Raw genomic sequence first — 16,674 nt, forward strand, 5'->3', positions numbered from 1 at the left:
CTGGCGGCGGGCGTTTGTGTGTCGGGTGCGGTGCCGGCCCTCCAGACTTCGTCCTCCGGTCCAGCCCCTCCCGTGAGTGGGAGTTTCTCAGCTGGTTGGGGGCGGGCCTGGTCTGTTGCCTGCGGGCGCGTGGGCGTTACGTGCACCCCCACCGGCCAAAACTTTCCCCCTCACGGGAGGGGACGGGCCGGAGGGGCCGGTTGTGTGGACGTAAAGCGTCAGCAGTCCACACAACCGGCCCCGGAGGCCCGTCACCGCACCCACCACAACCCAGCCCGCCGCAGGCGCAACGGCGAACAACAACCGCGGCGGGACAGACAGGTACGTGGGAGGCGCCGCAAAGCGCGCAACGGCGAGCGAGCCCCGCGGCGGGAGAGACGGCTACGTGGGAAGTCAAACAGCCCGTAGCGCCGCCGCGAGGGCTTCCGCTCCCTCCTCCGCCTCCGCCACCGTCAGGGACATCGGCGGGGCGATCCGCAATGCCGCGCCGCCCTGGCCGCCCTTGCCGACCAGGAGGCCGCGTTCGCGGGCGGCCTCCAGGACCTGGGTGGCGGCTTCCGGGGACGGGACGTCCGTGCCGGGGCGGACCAGATCGACGCCGATCATCAGGCCCCGGCCGCGTACCTCGCGGACCACGTCGAGGCCGGCCGCGACCGCCCGTAGGCGCTCGATGAGCAGGCCGCCGACCCGCCGGGCGTTGCCCTGGAGGTCGTGTTCGAGGAGGTAGGTGAGGTTGGCCAGGCCGGCGGCCATCGTGACGGGGCTGCCGCCGAAGGTGGAGATGGAGTTGGCGGGCATCGCGTTCATGACCTCGGCGCGGGCCACCACCCCGCCGATGGACATGCCGTTGCCGATGCCCTTGGCGAACGTGAGCAGGTCCGGCGGGCCGTTGTCCGCGTGGGCCTGCCAGCCCCAGAAGTGGTCGCCGGTGCGGCCCCAGCCGGTCTGCACCTCGTCGCTGATCCAGAGGATGCCGTGCCGGTCGAGGACCTCGCGGAAGGCGGCGAAGAGGCCGTCCGGCGGCAGGGTGAAGCCGCCGACGCCCTGGACCGGTTCGGCGATCAGTGCGGCGACGCCGCCGGCCGTCTGCTGGAGCATGTCCTCCAGGTCGGCGACGCAGGCCGCGATGTACGCCCGGTCGTCCAGGCCGGCGTAGGGGCCGCGGCTGCGCACCCCGCCGTGGACGTAGAGCGTCTGGAGGGGCGAGAGGCTGGTCGGTGACCAGCTGGTGTTCCCGGTGACGCCGACGGTCGAGAAGGACCGGCCGTGGTAGCTGTTGCGCATCGCCAGGATCTGGTTGGAGCGGCGGTGGTTGGTGGCCAGCAGGAGGGCCGCGTCGTTGGCCTCGGTCCCCGAGGTGGTGAAGAAGACCCGGGCGTCGGGGATGCCGGAGAGCGCCGCGATCCGCTCGGCCAGCTCGATCATGGGCCGGGAGAGGTAGAGCGTCGAGGTGTGGATGATGCGGCCGGCCTGTTCACCGACGGCCTTGGTGACCTCGGGCAGCGCGTGGGCCGTCATGGTGGTGAGGATGCCGCCGAAGAAGTCGAGGTAGCGGTTGCCCTCGGCGTCCCAGACGTACCGGCCCTCGCCGTGGGTGAGCTCCAGGGGCCGCTCGTAGTAGAGGCTGAGCCAGGAGGGCAGTACGGCCCGGTGGCGGGCGTGCAGCTCCGCCGCGTCATGGGGGTGGTGGGTCACGGCTGCACCAGCCCGTCGTAGGCGTCGGGGCGGCGGTCGCGGTAGAACGCCCACTGCTGGCGGACCTCGTCGATCAGCGCGAAGTCCAGGTCGCGGACGACCAGTTCCTCCTTGGAGTCGCTGGCGACGTCGCCGACGAACTGGCCGCGGGGGTCGACGAAGTAGCTGGTGCCGTAGAAGTCGTTGTCGCCGTACTCCTCGACGCCGACCCGGTTGATCGCCGCGATGAAGTACTCGTTGGCGACCGCGGCCGCGGGCTGCTCCAGCTTCCACAGGTAGGCGGACAGGCCGCGGGAGGTGGCGGAGGGGTTGTAGACCAGCTGGGCGCCGTTCAGGCCCAACTGCCGCCAGCCTTCCGGGAAGTGGCGGTCGTAGCAGATGTAGACCCCGACCTTGCCGACGGCGGTGTCGAAGACCGGCCAGCCGGCGTTGCCCGGTTTGAAGTAGTACTTCTCCCAGAAGCCCTTGACCTGCGGGATGTGGTGCTTGCGGTAGCTGCCCAGGACCGTGCCGTCGGCGTCGATGACGGCCGCGGTGTTGTAGTAGAAGCCGGACTGCTCGACCTCGAAGACCGGGACGACGATGACCATGCCGGTTTCGCGGGCGAGTTCCCGCATGCGCCGTACGGTCGGGCCGTCGGGCACCGGCTCGGCCCAGCGGTAGTGCTCCGGGTCCTGGACCTGGCAGAAGTACGGAGCGTTGAAGACCTCCTGGAAGCCGATCACCTTCGCGCCCTGCGCGGCCGCCGCCCTGGCGTGTTCCTCGTGCTTCGCGATCATCGATTCGGTGTCGCCGGTCCAGGTCGCCTGGACCAGTGCGGCACGCACAACATCGGCCATGAGCTGCTCCCTCGTCCGTAAGTCAGCCTGCAGCCCACGCGGGATCTACGCGTGTGGAGGTGACCGTAGGCCCCGTCATGGGCGCTGGCAAGACCATCTCCAGCGTGGCGCGTCCGCGGCGGAACGGCGATTTCGGCAGGCAATCTTGCAAGTTTGCCTGTCGATCTCGTACGGTGGAGGCATGCCGGACAAAGAACAGGAACGGCTCGCGACGGACCTGCGGGCGGCCCTCTCCCAGCTGATGCGCCATCTGCGCGTCGCTTCGTCGGACGGTGAGTTCACGCCCTCCCAACGCGCGGCACTCTCCCGGATCGAGACCGACGGCCCGGCCACGATCGCGGCACTGGCCCGCGCCGAGCTGGTCCGGCCGCAGTCGATGCGGCTGACCGTCGGCGCGCTGGAGGAGCGGGGCATCCTCGTCCGCAGCCCGCATCCGACGGACGGCCGTCAGGTGGTCTTCTCGCTCACCGCGGAGGGCCGCCGGCTGATCGACGCGGTACGTCAGGCCAAGCACAACTGGCTCGCCGTGGCGATCGCCGACCGGCTGACCCCCGAGGAGCAGCGGACCCTGGCCGAGGCGACCGGGCTGATACGGCGGCTGACGCAGGAATGAGCGACTCCGCGTCCAGGGGTGGGGCCGGTGCCCGCGCGGCGGACGCGTCGCCGGCCCGCTCCGCCGGGCCCGCGCGCCCCGGCGACCGGGCCTTCGGCGCGCGGCTGATGACGCCGCTGCTGCTCGGCTCGCTGCTCAATCCCGTCAACTCGACGATGATCGCCACGTCCTTGGTGGCCATCGGCCAGGACTTCCACGTCGGCGCCGCGGACACCGCCTGGCTGGTCTCCGCGCTCTACCTCTCCAGCGCGGTGGGTCAGCCCTGCCTGGGGCGGCTGGCCGACCGGATCGGACCGCGCCGGGTGTTCCTCGCCGGAACGCTGGCCGTCTGCGCGGCGGGGCTCATCGGGGCGCTGGCGACCGGCTTCACCCTGCTGGTCGTCTCCCGGGCCGTGCTCGGCATCGGTACCGCGGCGGCCTATCCCGCCGCGATGGCCCTGCTGCGCGCCGAGTCCCGCCGGCTGGGCCGGCCCACGCCCCGGTACGTCCTGGGCCGGCTGTCGCTGGCCGCGCTGGGCAGCGCGGCGGTCGGGCCCACGCTCGGCGGGCTGCTGGTCGCGACGGCGGGCTGGCGCGCGGTGTTCGCGGTCAACGTCCCGCTGGCGCTGCTGGCCGGGGCGGGGGCGCTGGCCTGGCTGCCGGCGGACGGCCGGCGCGGTGGTGCACGGGGCGAGGAACGGGGCGGTGGACGGAGCGCCGCCGGGAGCGCCGGGTCCGGCGGCGGTTCGCTCGACCCGCTGGGCATCGGGCTGTTCGCCGGCGCGCTGACCTGCGCGATGTTCTTCCTGTTGCGGCTGCAGGACCCGCAGTGGCTGCTGCTGGCGCCGACCGCGGTGCTGGGCGCCGTACTGGTGTGGTGGCAGCTGCGCCGTCCGGACCCGTTCATCGATCTGCGGATGCTCGCCCGCAACCGCCCGCTGGTGCTGACGTATCTGCGGCAGGGCCTGACGTACCTGGTCATCTACTGCGTGCTCTACGGCTTCAGCCAGTGGCTGGAGGAGGCGCACGGAAATTCGTCCTTCCACGCCGGGCTGGTCATGCTGCCGATGTCCGGCGCGGCCGCCCTCTGCTCGATCGTGGGCGCCCGGACGAAGGGCATCCGCGCGCCGCTGACCGTCGCCGCGGGTTGCCTCACCGCCGGCAGCGCGGTCTTCCTGCTGCTCCACGGGACCAGTCCGCTGCTGGTGCTGCTGTGCGCGGGGGCGCTCTTCGGCGTCCCGCAGGGCCTGGCCTCGACCGGCAACCAGGCGGCGGTCTACGCCCAGGCACCGGCCGACGGCGTGGGCGCGGCGGCCGGGCTGCAGCGCACCGCCCAGTACCTCGGCGCGATCACCGCCGCCGGCCTGATCGGGCTGCTCTACGGGCAGCGGGCCGCGGACGCCGGGCTGCACCGGATCGCCCTGATCGGCGTCGTGCTGGGCCTGTTGCTGATCGTCCTGACCGCCGCCGACCGGACGCTGCGCCGCGGCGCCACTGCCCCGACCGACGGCTAGATCCGGCCACCGGTCACTCACCTCACCTCACCTCACCTCACCTGCGCCATACCAACCTCACCGATGTCCCCAACCCCTCCACGTACAAGGAGTGTTCATGTCCGTCACGACCCTCGACCCGAAGACCGCCCTGGTCCTGATCGACCTGCAGAAGGGGATCACCGGGCTGCCCGTCGTCCCGGTGCCGGCCGCCGACGTCGTCGGGCGGGCCGCCCGGCTGGCCACCGCGTTCCGCGCCCGGGACCTGCCGGTCGTCCTGGTGAACGTCACCGGTGGCGCGCCCGGCCGTACGGAGTTCCCGTCGGGTGGCGGCACGCCGCCGGCCGACTGGGCGGAGCTGGTGCCCGAACTGGACCGGCGGCCCGGCGACCTGACCGTCAGCAAGCAGCGGTGGGGCGCCTTCCACGGCACCGGGCTGGACCGGGAGCTGCGCGACCGCGGGGTGACCCAGATCGTGCTGGCCGGCATCGCCACCAGCATCGGCGTGGAGTCCACCGCCCGCGCCGCGCACGAGCACGGCTACCACGTCACCCTGGTCACCGACGCCATGGCGGACCTGGACGAGGCGGCGCACCGCAACAGCCTGGAGAAGGTCTTCCCGCGCCTGGGCGAGACCGGCACCACCGAGGCGGTGCTCACTCTCCTCGGCTGACCACGGTGCCGTCGACCCGGGCCGGGTGGGCGGGCGGCCGGTGCTCGTACCAGCGCAGTTCGGCTTCGAGCTGGGCGGCCAGCGAGATCAGGCGCGGCTCGCCGTGGGCCGGGCCGAGGAGCTGGGCGCCCAGCGGCAGGCCGTCCGCGCTGAACCCGGCCGGTACGCTCACGCCCGGCCAGCCGAGGACGTTCCACGGCCAGGCGTACGGGCAGGCCGCGATCATGGCCTGATCCGTGCGCCAGCCGCTCATCTTGGCGAGGGTGCCGATGCGCGGCGGCGGAGTCGCGGTGGTGGGCGTCAGCAGGACGTCGTAGGGGCCGAACAGGGCGCCGACGCGCTGCTGTTGGCGTCTTTCGGCGGCGCGGGCGCGGCGCAGTACGGGCCCGCTCAGCAGCCGCCCCAGCCGCGCCGACCCCCGCGTCCGGCGGTCCAGCAGGGAGCGGTCCGGGACCCGGGCGGCCCACTCCCCCACGCCGACCGTGGCCCGCGGGACGAAGGCCAGCCCCACCAGCCCGTAGTCCGGTTCGGCCTCCTCGACGAAGTGGCCGAGCCGGACCAGGGTGCGGGCCACGTCGGTGACCGCAGCCCGGACGTCGGGGTGCAGCGGTTTGCGGGTGAAGGTGGTGGCCGCCTTCCAGGACAGCGCGATCCGCAGCCGGCCCGGGTCGCGGCGGACCGCTTCGTGGGCCGCGATGGCGGGCGGCCGGTGCAGGTCGCCGGCGTGGTTGCCGGCGGCCACGTCCAGCAGCAGCGCCGCGTCCTCGACCGTACGGGCGAGCGGGCCGATGCCGGTGATGCCCTGGAACGCCTCGGGGTCCGGCCAGGTGGAGATGCGGCCGCGCTGGGGTTTGATGCCGACCAGGTGGGACCAGGCGGCGGGGATCCGTACCGAGCCGGCGCCGTCGGTGCCGAGGGCCGCGGCCACCAGGCCGGCGGCGACCGCGGCGGCCGAGCCGCCGGAGGAACCGCCCGGGGTGTGCGCGAGGTTCCAGGGGTTGCAGGTGTTGCCGAAGGCCGGGCCCTCGGTGAACGGCCACTGGCCCAGTTCGCAGGCGTTGGTCTTGCCGACGATGACCGCGCCGGCCGCGCGCAGCCGCCGGACCACCTCCGAGTCGCGCTCCTTCGGCGGGAATTCACCGGCGCAGCCGAACGCGGTGGGCTCGCCCGCCACGTCGGTGTCGTCCTTGACGGCGACCGGCACGCCGAGCAGCGGCAGCCGCTCGCCAGCGGCGAGTCTGCGGTCGGCCTCGGCGGCCTCCGTGAGCGCCGCCTCCGGGCGTACCCGCCGGAAGGCGTTGACGGTGCCCTGGGTGGCCTCGATGCGCTCCAGCGAGCGCCGGACCAGGGCCGTGGAGGTCACGCTGCCGGCGGCCAGCGCCCGGGACTGCTCGGCGAGCCCCTCCAGTTCCCCGGCCGCGGTCCCGGTGTGCCGGGCCGGGGCTCCGGTCGCACTGTCCTGGCTCTCGTCAACGCTCACGCTGCGTGCCCTCCCTGGGACCGCTCATTCGAACGAACGGTCCCAGGAGGCTAATCGGCACCGCCGCGCCCATCAACGACGCCGCGCGGGACGGTACATCGACGACACACGGACGGCACACAGCGGCCGCGGGACGGCGGTGGCGTGACGTTCCGGACATCCGGCGGACATCCCGGGCGGTGGTGTCCGACGGGCCGACGGCGGGCCGGTGGAGCCGCTTTCCGCGGGCATCCGGTGCCCCGCCCTCGAACACGCAGCCGGGCAGCCGCTACGCTCCCCGGCCATGGATGACACCCTGCTGCTCCTGACCGTGGCGGCCGCGGCCCTCGTCGTGGGGCTGGTGGCGGGCTGGGCCGGCCAAGCGACCGCGGCACGCCGGAAGCTGGCCCGCGAACAGAGCTTCTTCGGGCTGCCGGGCGGTTCGGAGTGCGTACTGGTCACCCACCGCGACAGCTCCTCGCCGCACTGGTCGATCCCGCGCCATGACGCGCTGGCGCTGCTGGGGCTGGCCGCGGTGGTCGAGAACTGCGGTGCGCACCCGGAGGTGGCCCCGCACGACACCGGGCTCCAGGGGTTCGGGGCGCGCACCGAGTTCTGCGTCGGCGACCCCACCGCGCACCGCCGGCTGGCGGCCCACGTGGCCAGTCTGCTGCCGGGGGTCGCGGTGCACCCGGGCGACGAGTCCGGGGCCGGCCGCGGCACCTTCACCATCGGCGGCACGGCGTACCGGATGGAGCCGGGGGCGGTGGAGTACGTGCTGCTGGCCCGGCTGACGGCGGGCGAGGGCGGCCGTCCGGTGTTCCTGGCGGCCGGGCAGCGTCCGGTCACCCACCGGGCCGCGGTCCGCCATCTCGTCCGCAACCGGGCCCGGCTGGCGCGCCGGCACGGTGCCGACGGCCAGTTCTGCCTGCTGCTGAAGGTGGTCAACTCGCAGGCGTACGGGCCGGACGTGGTCGAGCTGGTCGCGGACGTCACCAAGGCCGCGACCGCGCCGGCGGAGCCGAAGGGGCATCGGGCGGCGGTCTGAGCGCGGTGCCGCGGCGAGCCTGAGCGCGATGCTTTTGCCGGGATATGTCCGGCTGATCTGCGAAGCTCGTCGGCATGATCGCATCTCCCCGTTCGCCCCTCCTGCACTGGACGACGGTGGTGCCGGTGCTGGCGGCGGTGCTGCTGGTCCTGACGTGGGGGCGGTCGCTCCCGCCCCCACTGATCGGGCTGGTGTCGTACTTCCTGGCCGGGGCGGTGCTGTCCGCGGTACACCACGCGGAGGTGATCGCGCACCGGGTGGGCGAGCCGTTCGGGTCGCTGGTGCTGGCGGTCGCGGTGACCGTCATCGAGGTGGCGCTGATCGTCACGTTGATGGCGGACGGCGGGGAGAAGAGCGCCGCGCTGGCCCGGGACACCGTCTTCGCGGCGGTGATGATCACCTGCAACGGGATCGTCGGGCTGTGTCTGCTGGTCGGGGCGCTCAAGCGGAAGGTGGCCGTCTTCAACGCCGAGGGGACCGGGGCCGCGCTGGCGTCGGTCGCGACGGTGGCCGGGCTGAGCCTGGTGCTGCCGACGTTCACCACGAGCACGCCGGGCCCGCGGTTCTCCACCCCGCAGCTGGTCTTCGCGGCGCTGGCCGCGCTGGTGCTGTACGGCCTGTTCGTGACCACCCAGACGGTCCGGCACCGGGACTACTTCCTGCCGGTGACCTCGTCCGGCGAGGTGATCGGCACCGAGGACCACGCCGACCCGCCGACCGCGCGGGCCACGCTGCTCAGCCTGGGCCTGCTGGCGCTGGCACTGATCGCGGTGGTCGGGCTGGCCAAGGGGGTGTCGCCGGCCATCGAGTCCGGGGTGGCCGCGGCCGGTCTGCCGTCGTCGGTCGTGGGCATCGTGATCGCGCTGCTGGTGCTGCTGCCGGAGACCATCGCGGCGGTCCGCGCGGCCCGCCGCGACCGCGTGCAGACCAGCCTGAACCTCGGTCTCGGCTCGGCGATGGCCAGCATCGGCCTGACCATCCCCGCGGTCGCGCTGGCCACGGTCTGGCTACCGGTGCCGCTGATCCTGGGCCTCGGCGCCAGCCACATGGTGCTGCTCGCGCTGACCGTGACCGTGGGCACCCTGACGGTGATCCCCGGCCGGGCCACCCCGCTCCAGGGCGGCATCCACCTCACCCTGCTGGCCGCGTACATCGTGCTGGCGGTCAGCCCGTAGGACCGCGCGGCGCCCGCCGCCCGTGGGTACCGCGCCCGCATCGAGCCGTGAGCCACGCGGACCGCGGGCGTGAGGCGGCGGCCGGCTTCGACCCCGTCACCGAACGATCACAAAAAGGTGCCAATGGGTGAGAACGGTCACTTCGCAGCGCGTTGCTCTCCCCTATGGTTTATCGTTCAATTGGAAACGGCGCCGAGCGCCCTCCCCCAAGCTGCCCCGGCCGAATTCCCCCGTTCGGCCGGGGCTTCCCCGTTCCCGGCTCACCTCAGGTGCGAGGCACCGTTCACGTCCAGTACGGCCCCCGAGGACCAGACCGCCTCCGGTGAGGCGAGGTAGTGGACGGCCGACGCCACGTCCAGGGGCGCGGCGACCCGGCCGAACGGACTCTGCTGCCGCACTTCCTCCGTCAGCCGGTCCGCGACCCGCTCGGTGGTCACGAACCCCGGCGCCACCGACGCCACCGCGATCCCGTACGGCGCGAGGTGCACCGCCAGCGACTGGCCCATCGCGTGCAGCGCCGCCTTCGTCGCGCCGTACGCCGGATGGTCCGGCTCACCGCGGAAGGCGCCGCGCGAGCCGATGTTGACGATCCGGCCCTCCACCTCGCGCTCGATCATGTTCCGCGCCGCGCAGTAGCTCACGTGCGCCGCACCGAGCAGGTTGACGTCCACGATCCGCCGCCAGGCCCGCTGCCAGTCCTCGAACGGGGTGCGGTCCAGCGGATGCGGCTCGTTCGCCGCGGCGTTGTTGACCAGCACGTCGACGCCGCCCAGCCCCGCCACGGCGGCCGCGACCACCGCCTCGGCCCCCTCCGGCGTGCTCACGTCCCCGTGCACCAGCACGTGTCCGCTCCCCGCGAGCCCGGCGAAGGCCTCCTCCGCCGCCTCCCGCCGGGTCGCGTAGTGCAGCGCGACCCGGTCCCCGTCCGCCGCGAACCGCTCGGCAACCGCCCGCCCGATCCCCCGCGAGGCCCCCGTGACCAGCACTCCCCGACTCATCGGCACCCCTCCGTCGCTTCCGTCGCTCGCTCGGTCCACGCCTCTCGGCATACCGCAAACGATCTTAGGGAACGGGGCCGGGCCCGGCTGTGCCCCGGTCACCCGCGCCTCGGGGCAACACCCCCGCCTCGGGGCCCCCGTACAGTCACCCCATGCCGTTCGATCACAACGACCACTACCACCGGCTGCTGTTACGGCAGCTGCCCCCGGGCTGCCGTACAGCCCTCGACGTGGGGTGCGGCACCGGGCGGTTCGCGCGGCGGCTGGCGGCGCGGGGCATCGACGTCCATGCCGTCGATCCGTCGGCCGAGACGCTCGCCCGGGCCCGGGCGGCGACCGCGCGAACGCCCGGTGGAGCGCCAGTGCGCTACCAGCAGGCGGACGCGGCCCGGCTCCAACTCCCGTCCGGCCACTACGACTTCATCTCCTGCCTGGCGAGCCTGCACCACATGCCCTTCGAGACGGTGAGCACACTGCGGGCATCGCTCGCGCCCGGTGGGGTACTGGCCGTCCTCGGCTGCTATCCGGAGCGGACGACGGCCGACTACGCCTGGAGCCTGGCCGCCGTACCGGCGAACGCGGCCGCCCGGCTCGCCGTGGGAGCGACGGAGGCGCTCCAGCCGTCCGGTGCGGCGGACCCGGTTCGGGCGCCGACCGCCCCGCCGACCGTGCCGCTCCCCCGGATCCGTCGGCAGGCCGCGGAACTGCTCCCCGGGTGCCACATCCGCCGGCTGCTGTTCTGGCGCTATCTGCTGGTCTTCCGGCGGCCCCACGACTGATCCGGGCGGCGGACGAGGGCCCCGCTCAAGCCGTCCGGCGCCGATCTGCGAACGCCTGCCCGTCGGCCGATGATCGAACCATGGCCCCCACCACCGGGCGCGGCCCGGCCCCGTACCCCGTGATCGAGCCGATGCTGGCCTCGGTCGGGCCGCTGCCCGCCCCGCACGAGGAGGCGGCCTGGGCGTTCGAGGCCAAATGGGACGGCGCGCGGTGCATCGTCAACACCGCGGGCGACGGCACGATCCGGCTGGTCACCCGGGCGGGCAACGACGCCACCACGACGTATCCGGAGCTGGCGCCGCTCGGGGAACAGCTACGGGGCCGGATCGCGGTGCTGGACGGTGAGGTCGTGGTCCTCGATCCGCGCGGCCGGCCGGACTTCGGGCTGCTGCAGCGCCGGATGGGCGTGGCGAATCCGCGCCGCACCGCCCGGCTGGCCATGGAGCATCCGGTCCACCTGGTCCTGTTCGACCTCATGTTTCTGGAGGGGTCGCTGCTGGGCGCGCCGTACTTCGAGCGCCGCACCGCACTGGCCGGGCTGGGACTGCGCGGCCCCAACTGGTCGGTGCCCGGCTTTGTGGAGGGGCACGGTCAGCAGGCCTGGGAGGCCTCGCTGCAGGGCGGCCTCGAAGGCGTGGTGGCCAAGCGGCTCACCTCCCTGTACCTGCCCGGCGTCCGGTCACCCGACTGGCGCAAGACCAAGCATCTGGAGACCCTCGACGTGGTCATCGGTGGCTGGCTGGAGGGGCACGGCACACTGGCCGGACTGCCCGGTTCCGTGCTCGCGGGGGTGGCGGAACCGTCCGGCCTTCGGTACGTCGGTTCGGTCGGCTCGGGGCTGTCCGACCGGGAACGCCGTGAACTGGCGCAGTACCTGGGGGTGATCCCGCTCGACCGCTCCCCGTTCGTCAACCCGGTGGACGCGTCCGACGCCCACTGGGCCGAGCCCCGGCTCGTCGCCGAGATCGCCTTCAGCGGCTGGACCGCGGCCGGCCGGCTGCGCCACCCGATCTGGCACCGACTACGGCCGGACCTGACCCACTTGGGGTGAGGCGGAGGGGGAGAGGGGAGGGGGTGGGGTGGGGCAGGACGGCTGCCCCGTAACGCCACTACGGACGGCGGAAACCGTCACGGACGGCAGGAGAGCCGCCCGTCACGGACGGTGGGAAGCGCTCGTCACGGACGGCAGAAGGACGCCTCGGTGATCGAGCCGCCGGCGTTCTCGTCGTCCGAGCCGAGGACGCCCTTGTGGGACTTCGGCAGACAGGCCAGCGCCTCTATCTTGTGCCCGGAGAAGGTGGCGAGCCGCTTCGGGGTGTCGGACACCTTCAGCCGGACGGCGCCGTGCTTGCCGAGGGAGAGGTGCCCGGCGGCGTAGAGCGCGGACTCGAACGGCCCGTCGTCGCCCGGGTCCGAGGTGGACGACACGGTGAGCGCACCGTCGGCGGAGAGCTTCACGTCGGAGATCTGCCGGACGTCCTTCTTGGGGTACGGTGCCCGGAATTTCGCGGAATCCCGGGAGCCGAATGCATTGGTGGCCGGGTCCCATTCCGCCGCGGTGAGCTTCCCGGGGCGATCATTGCTTCCCCGGTCCGCCCAGACCGCGGTTATTTTCCCGTGTCCGACGGGGGCCAGCGCAAATCCTTCGTAGTTTCCGTCAGACGAAACACCGGGCAGCCGGAAGGTGCGCAGCACCTTGACGGTGGTGTTCTCGCGACGAATGCGGTACGCCGTTCCGTCGCTCGCCAGGGCCACGTACTCATGGGCCCGGCCCGGTACGGAGTCGATCGCCTCCAGGTCGACGGGCAGGGTGCCGCGCCAGGTCACGGGGGTCACCCGCGGTGCCGCGCCGGGGCGGTAGGCGACCGCGACCAGGCGGTTCTCGCCGGGCTTCTTGTTGTCGCGGACGGCGAGGGTGTCCACCGTGTCGCCGTGCCGGCCGTCGACCACGATGCCGCTGAGACCGGCCGTGATGCCGTCCCCGACGCGCTGCCAGCCCTGCGCCGCGCCGGCGGTCGCGGACGGTGTCAGGAGTGCGGCGCCCACCAGGGCGACGCTGAATGCTTTCTTGATCATCGGGCGATGGTAGGCAGTGCTCCGGGTCGCTGAACAGGTCCGGTAGGACACCTCTCTTACATTCCATCCCGCATTTCGGAGGAATTCCACCGCAAGGCACCCGACCTTTCGCAAGGAGCGCGACGTGTCGGAGGGCACCGCCCTTTCGTAAGGCGCGCGACGTGCCGCAGGGCACTCGACCTCCCGACCTGCCGTAAAGCACGCGGAATGCGGAATGCGGAATGCCGAATTCCGGCGCGGCCCCGGGTGCGGGTGCAGGTGCAGATGCAGGTGCCCACCGGAATCACCGCACGGCCCCGGATCCCCGCCATGAGGTTGGGGCCCGGAGGGCACACGATGGAGAACACGGGGGACACGCAATGGCCCGGGGTCCGCGCCACCGCAGACGGAAGGAGCCGACGATGCCCGGCAACGGCAAGGGAAGCGGCCACAGCAGCGGCAGCAGCGGCGAGAGCGACGACGGCAAGAACAGCGGCAAGAGCGACGGCAACGCCGCGTACGGCAGCAAGCCCTTCAAGCGCTCCAAGAGCCACTTCGCCGACCGCATCACGGCGGACGGCCGCGACGGGTGGCCGGTCGAGGCCGGCCGCTACCGCCTGGTGGCCAGCCGCGCCTGCCCGTGGGCGAGCCGCGCCGTGATCTCCCGACGGTTGCTCGGGCTGGAGGACGCGCTCTCGCTCGCCATCGCCGACCCCATCCAGGACGACCGCAGCTGGCGCTTCACCCTGGATCCGGACGGCCGCGACCCCGTGCTGGGCATCGAGTACCTCAGCGAGGCGTACGACGCCCGGGAGAAGGACTACCCCGGCGGGGTCAGCGTGCCCGCCATCGTGGACATCCCCAGCGGCCAGCTGGTCACCAACGACTTCCAGCAGATCACGCTGGACCTCGCGACGGAGTGGACGGCACTGCACCGGCCCGGCGCGCCGGACCTGTATCCGGAGCCGCTGCGCGAGGAGATCGACGTGGTCATGGCGGGGGTCTACCGCGACGTCAACAACGGGGTCTACCGGGCCGGATTCGCCACCGGGCAGAGCGAGTACGAGTCCGCCTTCCACGATCTCTTCCGGCGCCTGGACCTGCTGTCCGAGCGGCTCGCGGACCGCCGCTACCTCGTGGGCGACACGATCACCGAGGCCGACATCCGGCTGTTCACCACACTGGTCCGCTTCGACGCCGTCTACCACGGTCACTTCAAGTGCAACGGATTCAAGCTGGCCGAGGACCCGGTGCTGTGGGCGTACGCCAAGGACCTCTTCCAGACCCCGGGCTTCGGCGACACCGTCGACTTCCACCACATCAAGCAGCACTACTACCGGGTGCACACGGGCATCAACCCGACCGGCCTGGTCCCGGTCGGGCCGGACCTGTCCGGCTGGCTGACCCCGCACCACCGCGCGGAGTTGGGCGGCCGGCCGTTCGGCGACGGCACGCCGCCGGGCCCGGTGCCGCCGGCCGAGGAAGTGCCGCCCACCGGCCGCCCCGAGCCGCTGCACTGACTGCGGGGCGGACAGCCCCGCCCGTCGGCCCGACTTCCTGATTGCCGGGCTACCGGGCCGCCTGACCGCCTGACCGCCCAGGCTGTCCTCCGCCCGGGCTGTCCTGATCGCCGGACTGTCCTGACGCCAGGCTGTCGTGATCGCCGGGCCGTCCTGACACCGGGCTCTCCTGACGCCGGGCTGCCTGGCCTGACCGTCGCGCCGTACCGTGAGACGCTGAAACAAACAGGATGCTGGCGCGGATACAGGGACATAAAGACGGCCCACCACAGTCAGACGCAGACACTGACAGACGGCCCACCAGGGCCACACACAGGCAGAGACACAGGGACAGACGGGGGCGGGGACAGAGAGGGACGGGGACAGAGAGGGACGGGGACTCCACAGTCAGCCGAGGAGTGAGTCCGATGAGGATGGTCCTGAAGGCCCGGATACCGACCGAGGCGGGCAACGCGGTACTCAGGAACGGCACCCTGTTGAAGATCATGGAGGCGGCGTACGCCGCCCTGCAGCCGGAGGCGGCGTACTTCACCCTCGAAGACGGCGAGCGCACCTGCTTCTTCTATTTCGACATGCAGCAGTCCTCCCAGATGCCGCCGGTGCTCGAATCGTTCTTCATGGACCTGAACGCGAAGGTCGCGCTCCAGCCGGTGATGAACGCCGACGACCTCCGCACCGGCCTCGGAGACATGATGAGCGGCACCTGAGCGGGCGCGGCGAGCTGCGCCTGAACACCACCTGAGCGGGGCGATGAGCTGCACCTGAGCAGTCCGGACCGGCTCCCCGACCGCCCGCTCACTCCACCGGACCGCTGTCCTCCGGTACGCCCCGGGCCAGCCCGGCCAGGACGTCGAGCGCCTCGGCCAGGGCGTCGAGCGGCGGAGAGGCGAGCGCCAGGCGTACGGCATTGGGGGCGTGCCCCGTGCCCACGGCGAACGCTCCGGCCGGGGTGACCGCGATCCCCCGGCGCGCGGCGGCCGCGACGAAGGTGTCGGCCCGCCACGGCTCCGGCAGGTCCCACCAGCAGTGGTACGCCTGCGGATCGGCCCGGATACGGAAGCCGCCCAGCCGCTCGGCGACGATCCGCTGGCGCTCGGCCGCATCACTGCGCTTGGCCTCCTCAAGGGCCGCCGCGGTCCCGTCGGCCATCCAGCCGGTGGCCGCCTCCAGCGCGAAACGGGACGCGGTCCAGGTCCCCGACCGGAGGGCGGCCGCCAGTTCGCGGGTGAGAGCCTCGGGCGTCGTGAGGAACCCCAGCGACAGGCCAGGCGCCAGCCGCTTGGACAGGCTGTCGATCACTACGGTGCGTTCCGGCGCCAGAGCCGCCAGCGGCGGGAGGTCGGGGCGCAGAAAACCGTAGATCGCGTCCTCGACGATCCGCAGCCCCAACTCCCGGGCTGCCTCGACCAGTTCACGTCGCCGCGGACCGGGCATCGTGATGCCGAGCGGGTTGTGCAGCGCCGGCTGGAGGTAGACGGCGCGCAGCGGGGCGGCGGCCCGGACCGCGGCGGGCGTCAGACCGTACTCATCCATGGCGAGCGGGACAAGGGTGACGCCCAGCCGGGCCGCGATGCTCTTGACCACGGGATACGTCAGCGCTTCGACGCCCAGCCGTTCGCCGGCCGGCACCAGCGCGGCGATCGCGGCGGCGACCGCCTGCCGCCCGTTGCCCGCGAAGAGCAACTGGCCGGGATCCGGGGCCCAGTCGGCCCGGACGAGGTGGGCGGCCGCGACCTGCCGCGCCGCTGCCGTACCGGCCGGACCCACCGGCTGGAGCGCGGCTGCCAGGGCGTCGGGACGCACCAGGCGTTCGAGGCTCTTGGCGAGCAGCGCGGGATGCTCGGGCAGGACCGGGAAGTTGAGCTCCAGGTCGATCCGGGCCTCCGCCGGTTCGGCCAGGGCGGCTTCGGCGCGTGGTGCGGCGGTACGGACGTAGGTGCCGCGGCCGACCTCGCCGACGGTCAGACCGCGCCGACCCAGTTCGCGGTACACCCGGGCCGCGGTGGAACTGGCGATCCGCCGGTCCCGGGCAAACCGCCGCAACGGCGGCAACCGGTCCCCGGGCCGCAACCGCCCCGCCGCGATATCCGCCGCCACCCCATCAGCCAGCACTCGATAGTCGTCCATCGCCACCTTTTCCCCGCTCCCCGTCTTCCCGCCGCCCCGTTTTCCGTCTTCTGCCTCTCGCCTCTCGCCTCTCGCCTCTCGCTCCTCGTCCCCCGCCCCCGTCTCTCGCCTTCCGCCCTCCGGGTACCGGGACATGGGACATGGGACATGGAAAGCATCACGCATGGACCACATTGCACCGAGCACATTATCCCTATTGTGCCGAGTAATTGCACCTCAT

At 72.8% G+C, this 16,674-nt stretch carries 15 protein-coding genes; 9 read left to right on the top strand and 6 right to left on the bottom strand.

Translation table 11 applies throughout. The features are described from left to right. Positions 1–393 precede the first annotated feature (393 nt). Entirely contained in the window at positions 394–1,695 is a 1,302-nt protein-coding gene (locus OJ254_RS28690; protein WP_265364708.1) for an aspartate aminotransferase family protein, read from the bottom strand. Next, entirely contained in the window at positions 1,692–2,534 is an 843-nt protein-coding gene (locus OJ254_RS28695; protein WP_265364709.1) for a nitrilase-related carbon-nitrogen hydrolase, read from the bottom strand. The genes OJ254_RS28690 and OJ254_RS28695 overlap by 4 nt, the downstream gene beginning before the upstream one ends. A 181-nt stretch (positions 2,535–2,715) precedes the next feature. On the opposite strand from OJ254_RS28695, the gene OJ254_RS28700 reads away from it, so the two are divergent. The 3 genes from OJ254_RS28700 (at position 2,716) to OJ254_RS28710 (ending at position 5,292) form a co-directional block, all read left to right on the top strand. Then, positions 2,716–3,147 (top strand): MarR family winged helix-turn-helix transcriptional regulator, encoded by a 432-nt coding sequence (locus tag OJ254_RS28700; protein ID WP_265364710.1) that lies wholly within the window; start codon positions 2,716–2,718, stop codon positions 3,145–3,147. Next, the gene (locus tag OJ254_RS28705) at positions 3,144–4,640 is read left to right on the top strand and encodes an MFS transporter (protein WP_265364711.1); all 1,497 of its coding nucleotides are present in this window, start codon (positions 3,144–3,146) and stop codon (positions 4,638–4,640) included. The genes OJ254_RS28700 and OJ254_RS28705 overlap by 4 nt, the downstream gene beginning before the upstream one ends. Before the next feature lie 97 nt (positions 4,641–4,737). Further along, positions 4,738–5,292 carry an isochorismatase family protein gene (locus OJ254_RS28710; RefSeq protein WP_265364712.1) on the top strand — a complete coding sequence of 185 codons (555 nt, stop codon included), beginning with the start codon at positions 4,738–4,740 and terminating at the stop codon, positions 5,290–5,292. Here OJ254_RS28710 and OJ254_RS28715 read toward each other — a convergent pair. Then, positions 5,276–6,772 (bottom strand): amidase, encoded by a 1,497-nt coding sequence (locus tag OJ254_RS28715; protein WP_265364713.1) that lies wholly within the window; start codon positions 6,770–6,772, stop codon positions 5,276–5,278. The two genes, OJ254_RS28710 and OJ254_RS28715, sit on opposite strands and share 17 nt — an antisense overlap. Positions 6,773–7,055: 283 nt before the next feature. Here OJ254_RS28715 and OJ254_RS28720 point away from each other — a divergent pair, with 283 nt between their 5' ends. Continuing rightward, positions 7,056–7,799: a hypothetical protein gene (locus OJ254_RS28720; protein ID WP_265364714.1), complete on the top strand. Its 744-nt coding sequence runs from the start codon at positions 7,056–7,058 to the stop codon at positions 7,797–7,799. Positions 7,800–7,873: 74 nt separating this feature from the next. Then, positions 7,874–8,974, top strand: coding sequence for a calcium:cation antiporter (locus OJ254_RS28725; RefSeq protein ID WP_265364715.1), 1,101 nt, complete (start codon positions 7,874–7,876; stop codon positions 8,972–8,974). Between the two features lie 260 nt (positions 8,975–9,234). On the opposite strand, the gene OJ254_RS28730 is transcribed toward OJ254_RS28725, so the two are convergent. Next, the gene (locus OJ254_RS28730; protein ID WP_265364716.1) at positions 9,235–9,972 is read right to left on the bottom strand and encodes an SDR family NAD(P)-dependent oxidoreductase; all 738 of its coding nucleotides are present in this window, start codon (positions 9,970–9,972) and stop codon (positions 9,235–9,237) included. 152 nt (positions 9,973–10,124) lie between these two features. Between OJ254_RS28730 and OJ254_RS28735 the strand changes: the two genes are divergently transcribed. Next, positions 10,125–10,751 (top strand): class I SAM-dependent methyltransferase, encoded by a 627-nt coding sequence (locus OJ254_RS28735; RefSeq protein WP_265364717.1) that lies wholly within the window; start codon positions 10,125–10,127, stop codon positions 10,749–10,751. Between the two features lie 80 nt (positions 10,752–10,831). Next, positions 10,832–11,803: a non-homologous end-joining DNA ligase gene (ligD, locus tag OJ254_RS28740; RefSeq protein ID WP_265364718.1), complete on the top strand. Its 972-nt coding sequence runs from the start codon at positions 10,832–10,834 to the stop codon at positions 11,801–11,803. 125 nt (positions 11,804–11,928) lie between these two features. Here the strand turns inward: ligD and OJ254_RS28745 are convergent, their stop codons facing one another. Then, positions 11,929–12,828, bottom strand: a complete 900-nt coding sequence (locus OJ254_RS28745; protein ID WP_265364719.1) for a hypothetical protein — start codon at positions 12,826–12,828, stop codon at positions 11,929–11,931. Positions 12,829–13,229: 401 nt separating this feature from the next. On the opposite strand from OJ254_RS28745, the gene OJ254_RS28750 reads away from it, so the two are divergent. After that, positions 13,230–14,327, top strand: a complete 1,098-nt coding sequence (locus OJ254_RS28750; protein WP_265364720.1) for a glutathione S-transferase family protein — start codon at positions 13,230–13,232, stop codon at positions 14,325–14,327. Positions 14,328–14,734: 407 nt separating this feature from the next. Next, complete coding sequence (locus OJ254_RS28755) at positions 14,735–15,034, top strand: hypothetical protein (protein WP_265364721.1); 300 nt, start codon at positions 14,735–14,737, stop codon at positions 15,032–15,034. An 88-nt stretch (positions 15,035–15,122) separates the two neighbouring features. Here the strand turns inward: OJ254_RS28755 and OJ254_RS28760 are convergent, their stop codons facing one another. Next, positions 15,123–16,454, bottom strand: coding sequence for an aminotransferase-like domain-containing protein (locus tag OJ254_RS28760; protein ID WP_265364722.1), 1,332 nt, complete (start codon positions 16,452–16,454; stop codon positions 15,123–15,125). Positions 16,455–16,674 lie beyond the last annotated feature (220 nt).

Source organism: Streptomyces endophytica, assembly GCF_026153355.1.
Lineage (GTDB): Bacteria > Actinomycetota > Actinomycetes > Streptomycetales > Streptomycetaceae > Streptomyces > Streptomyces endophytica.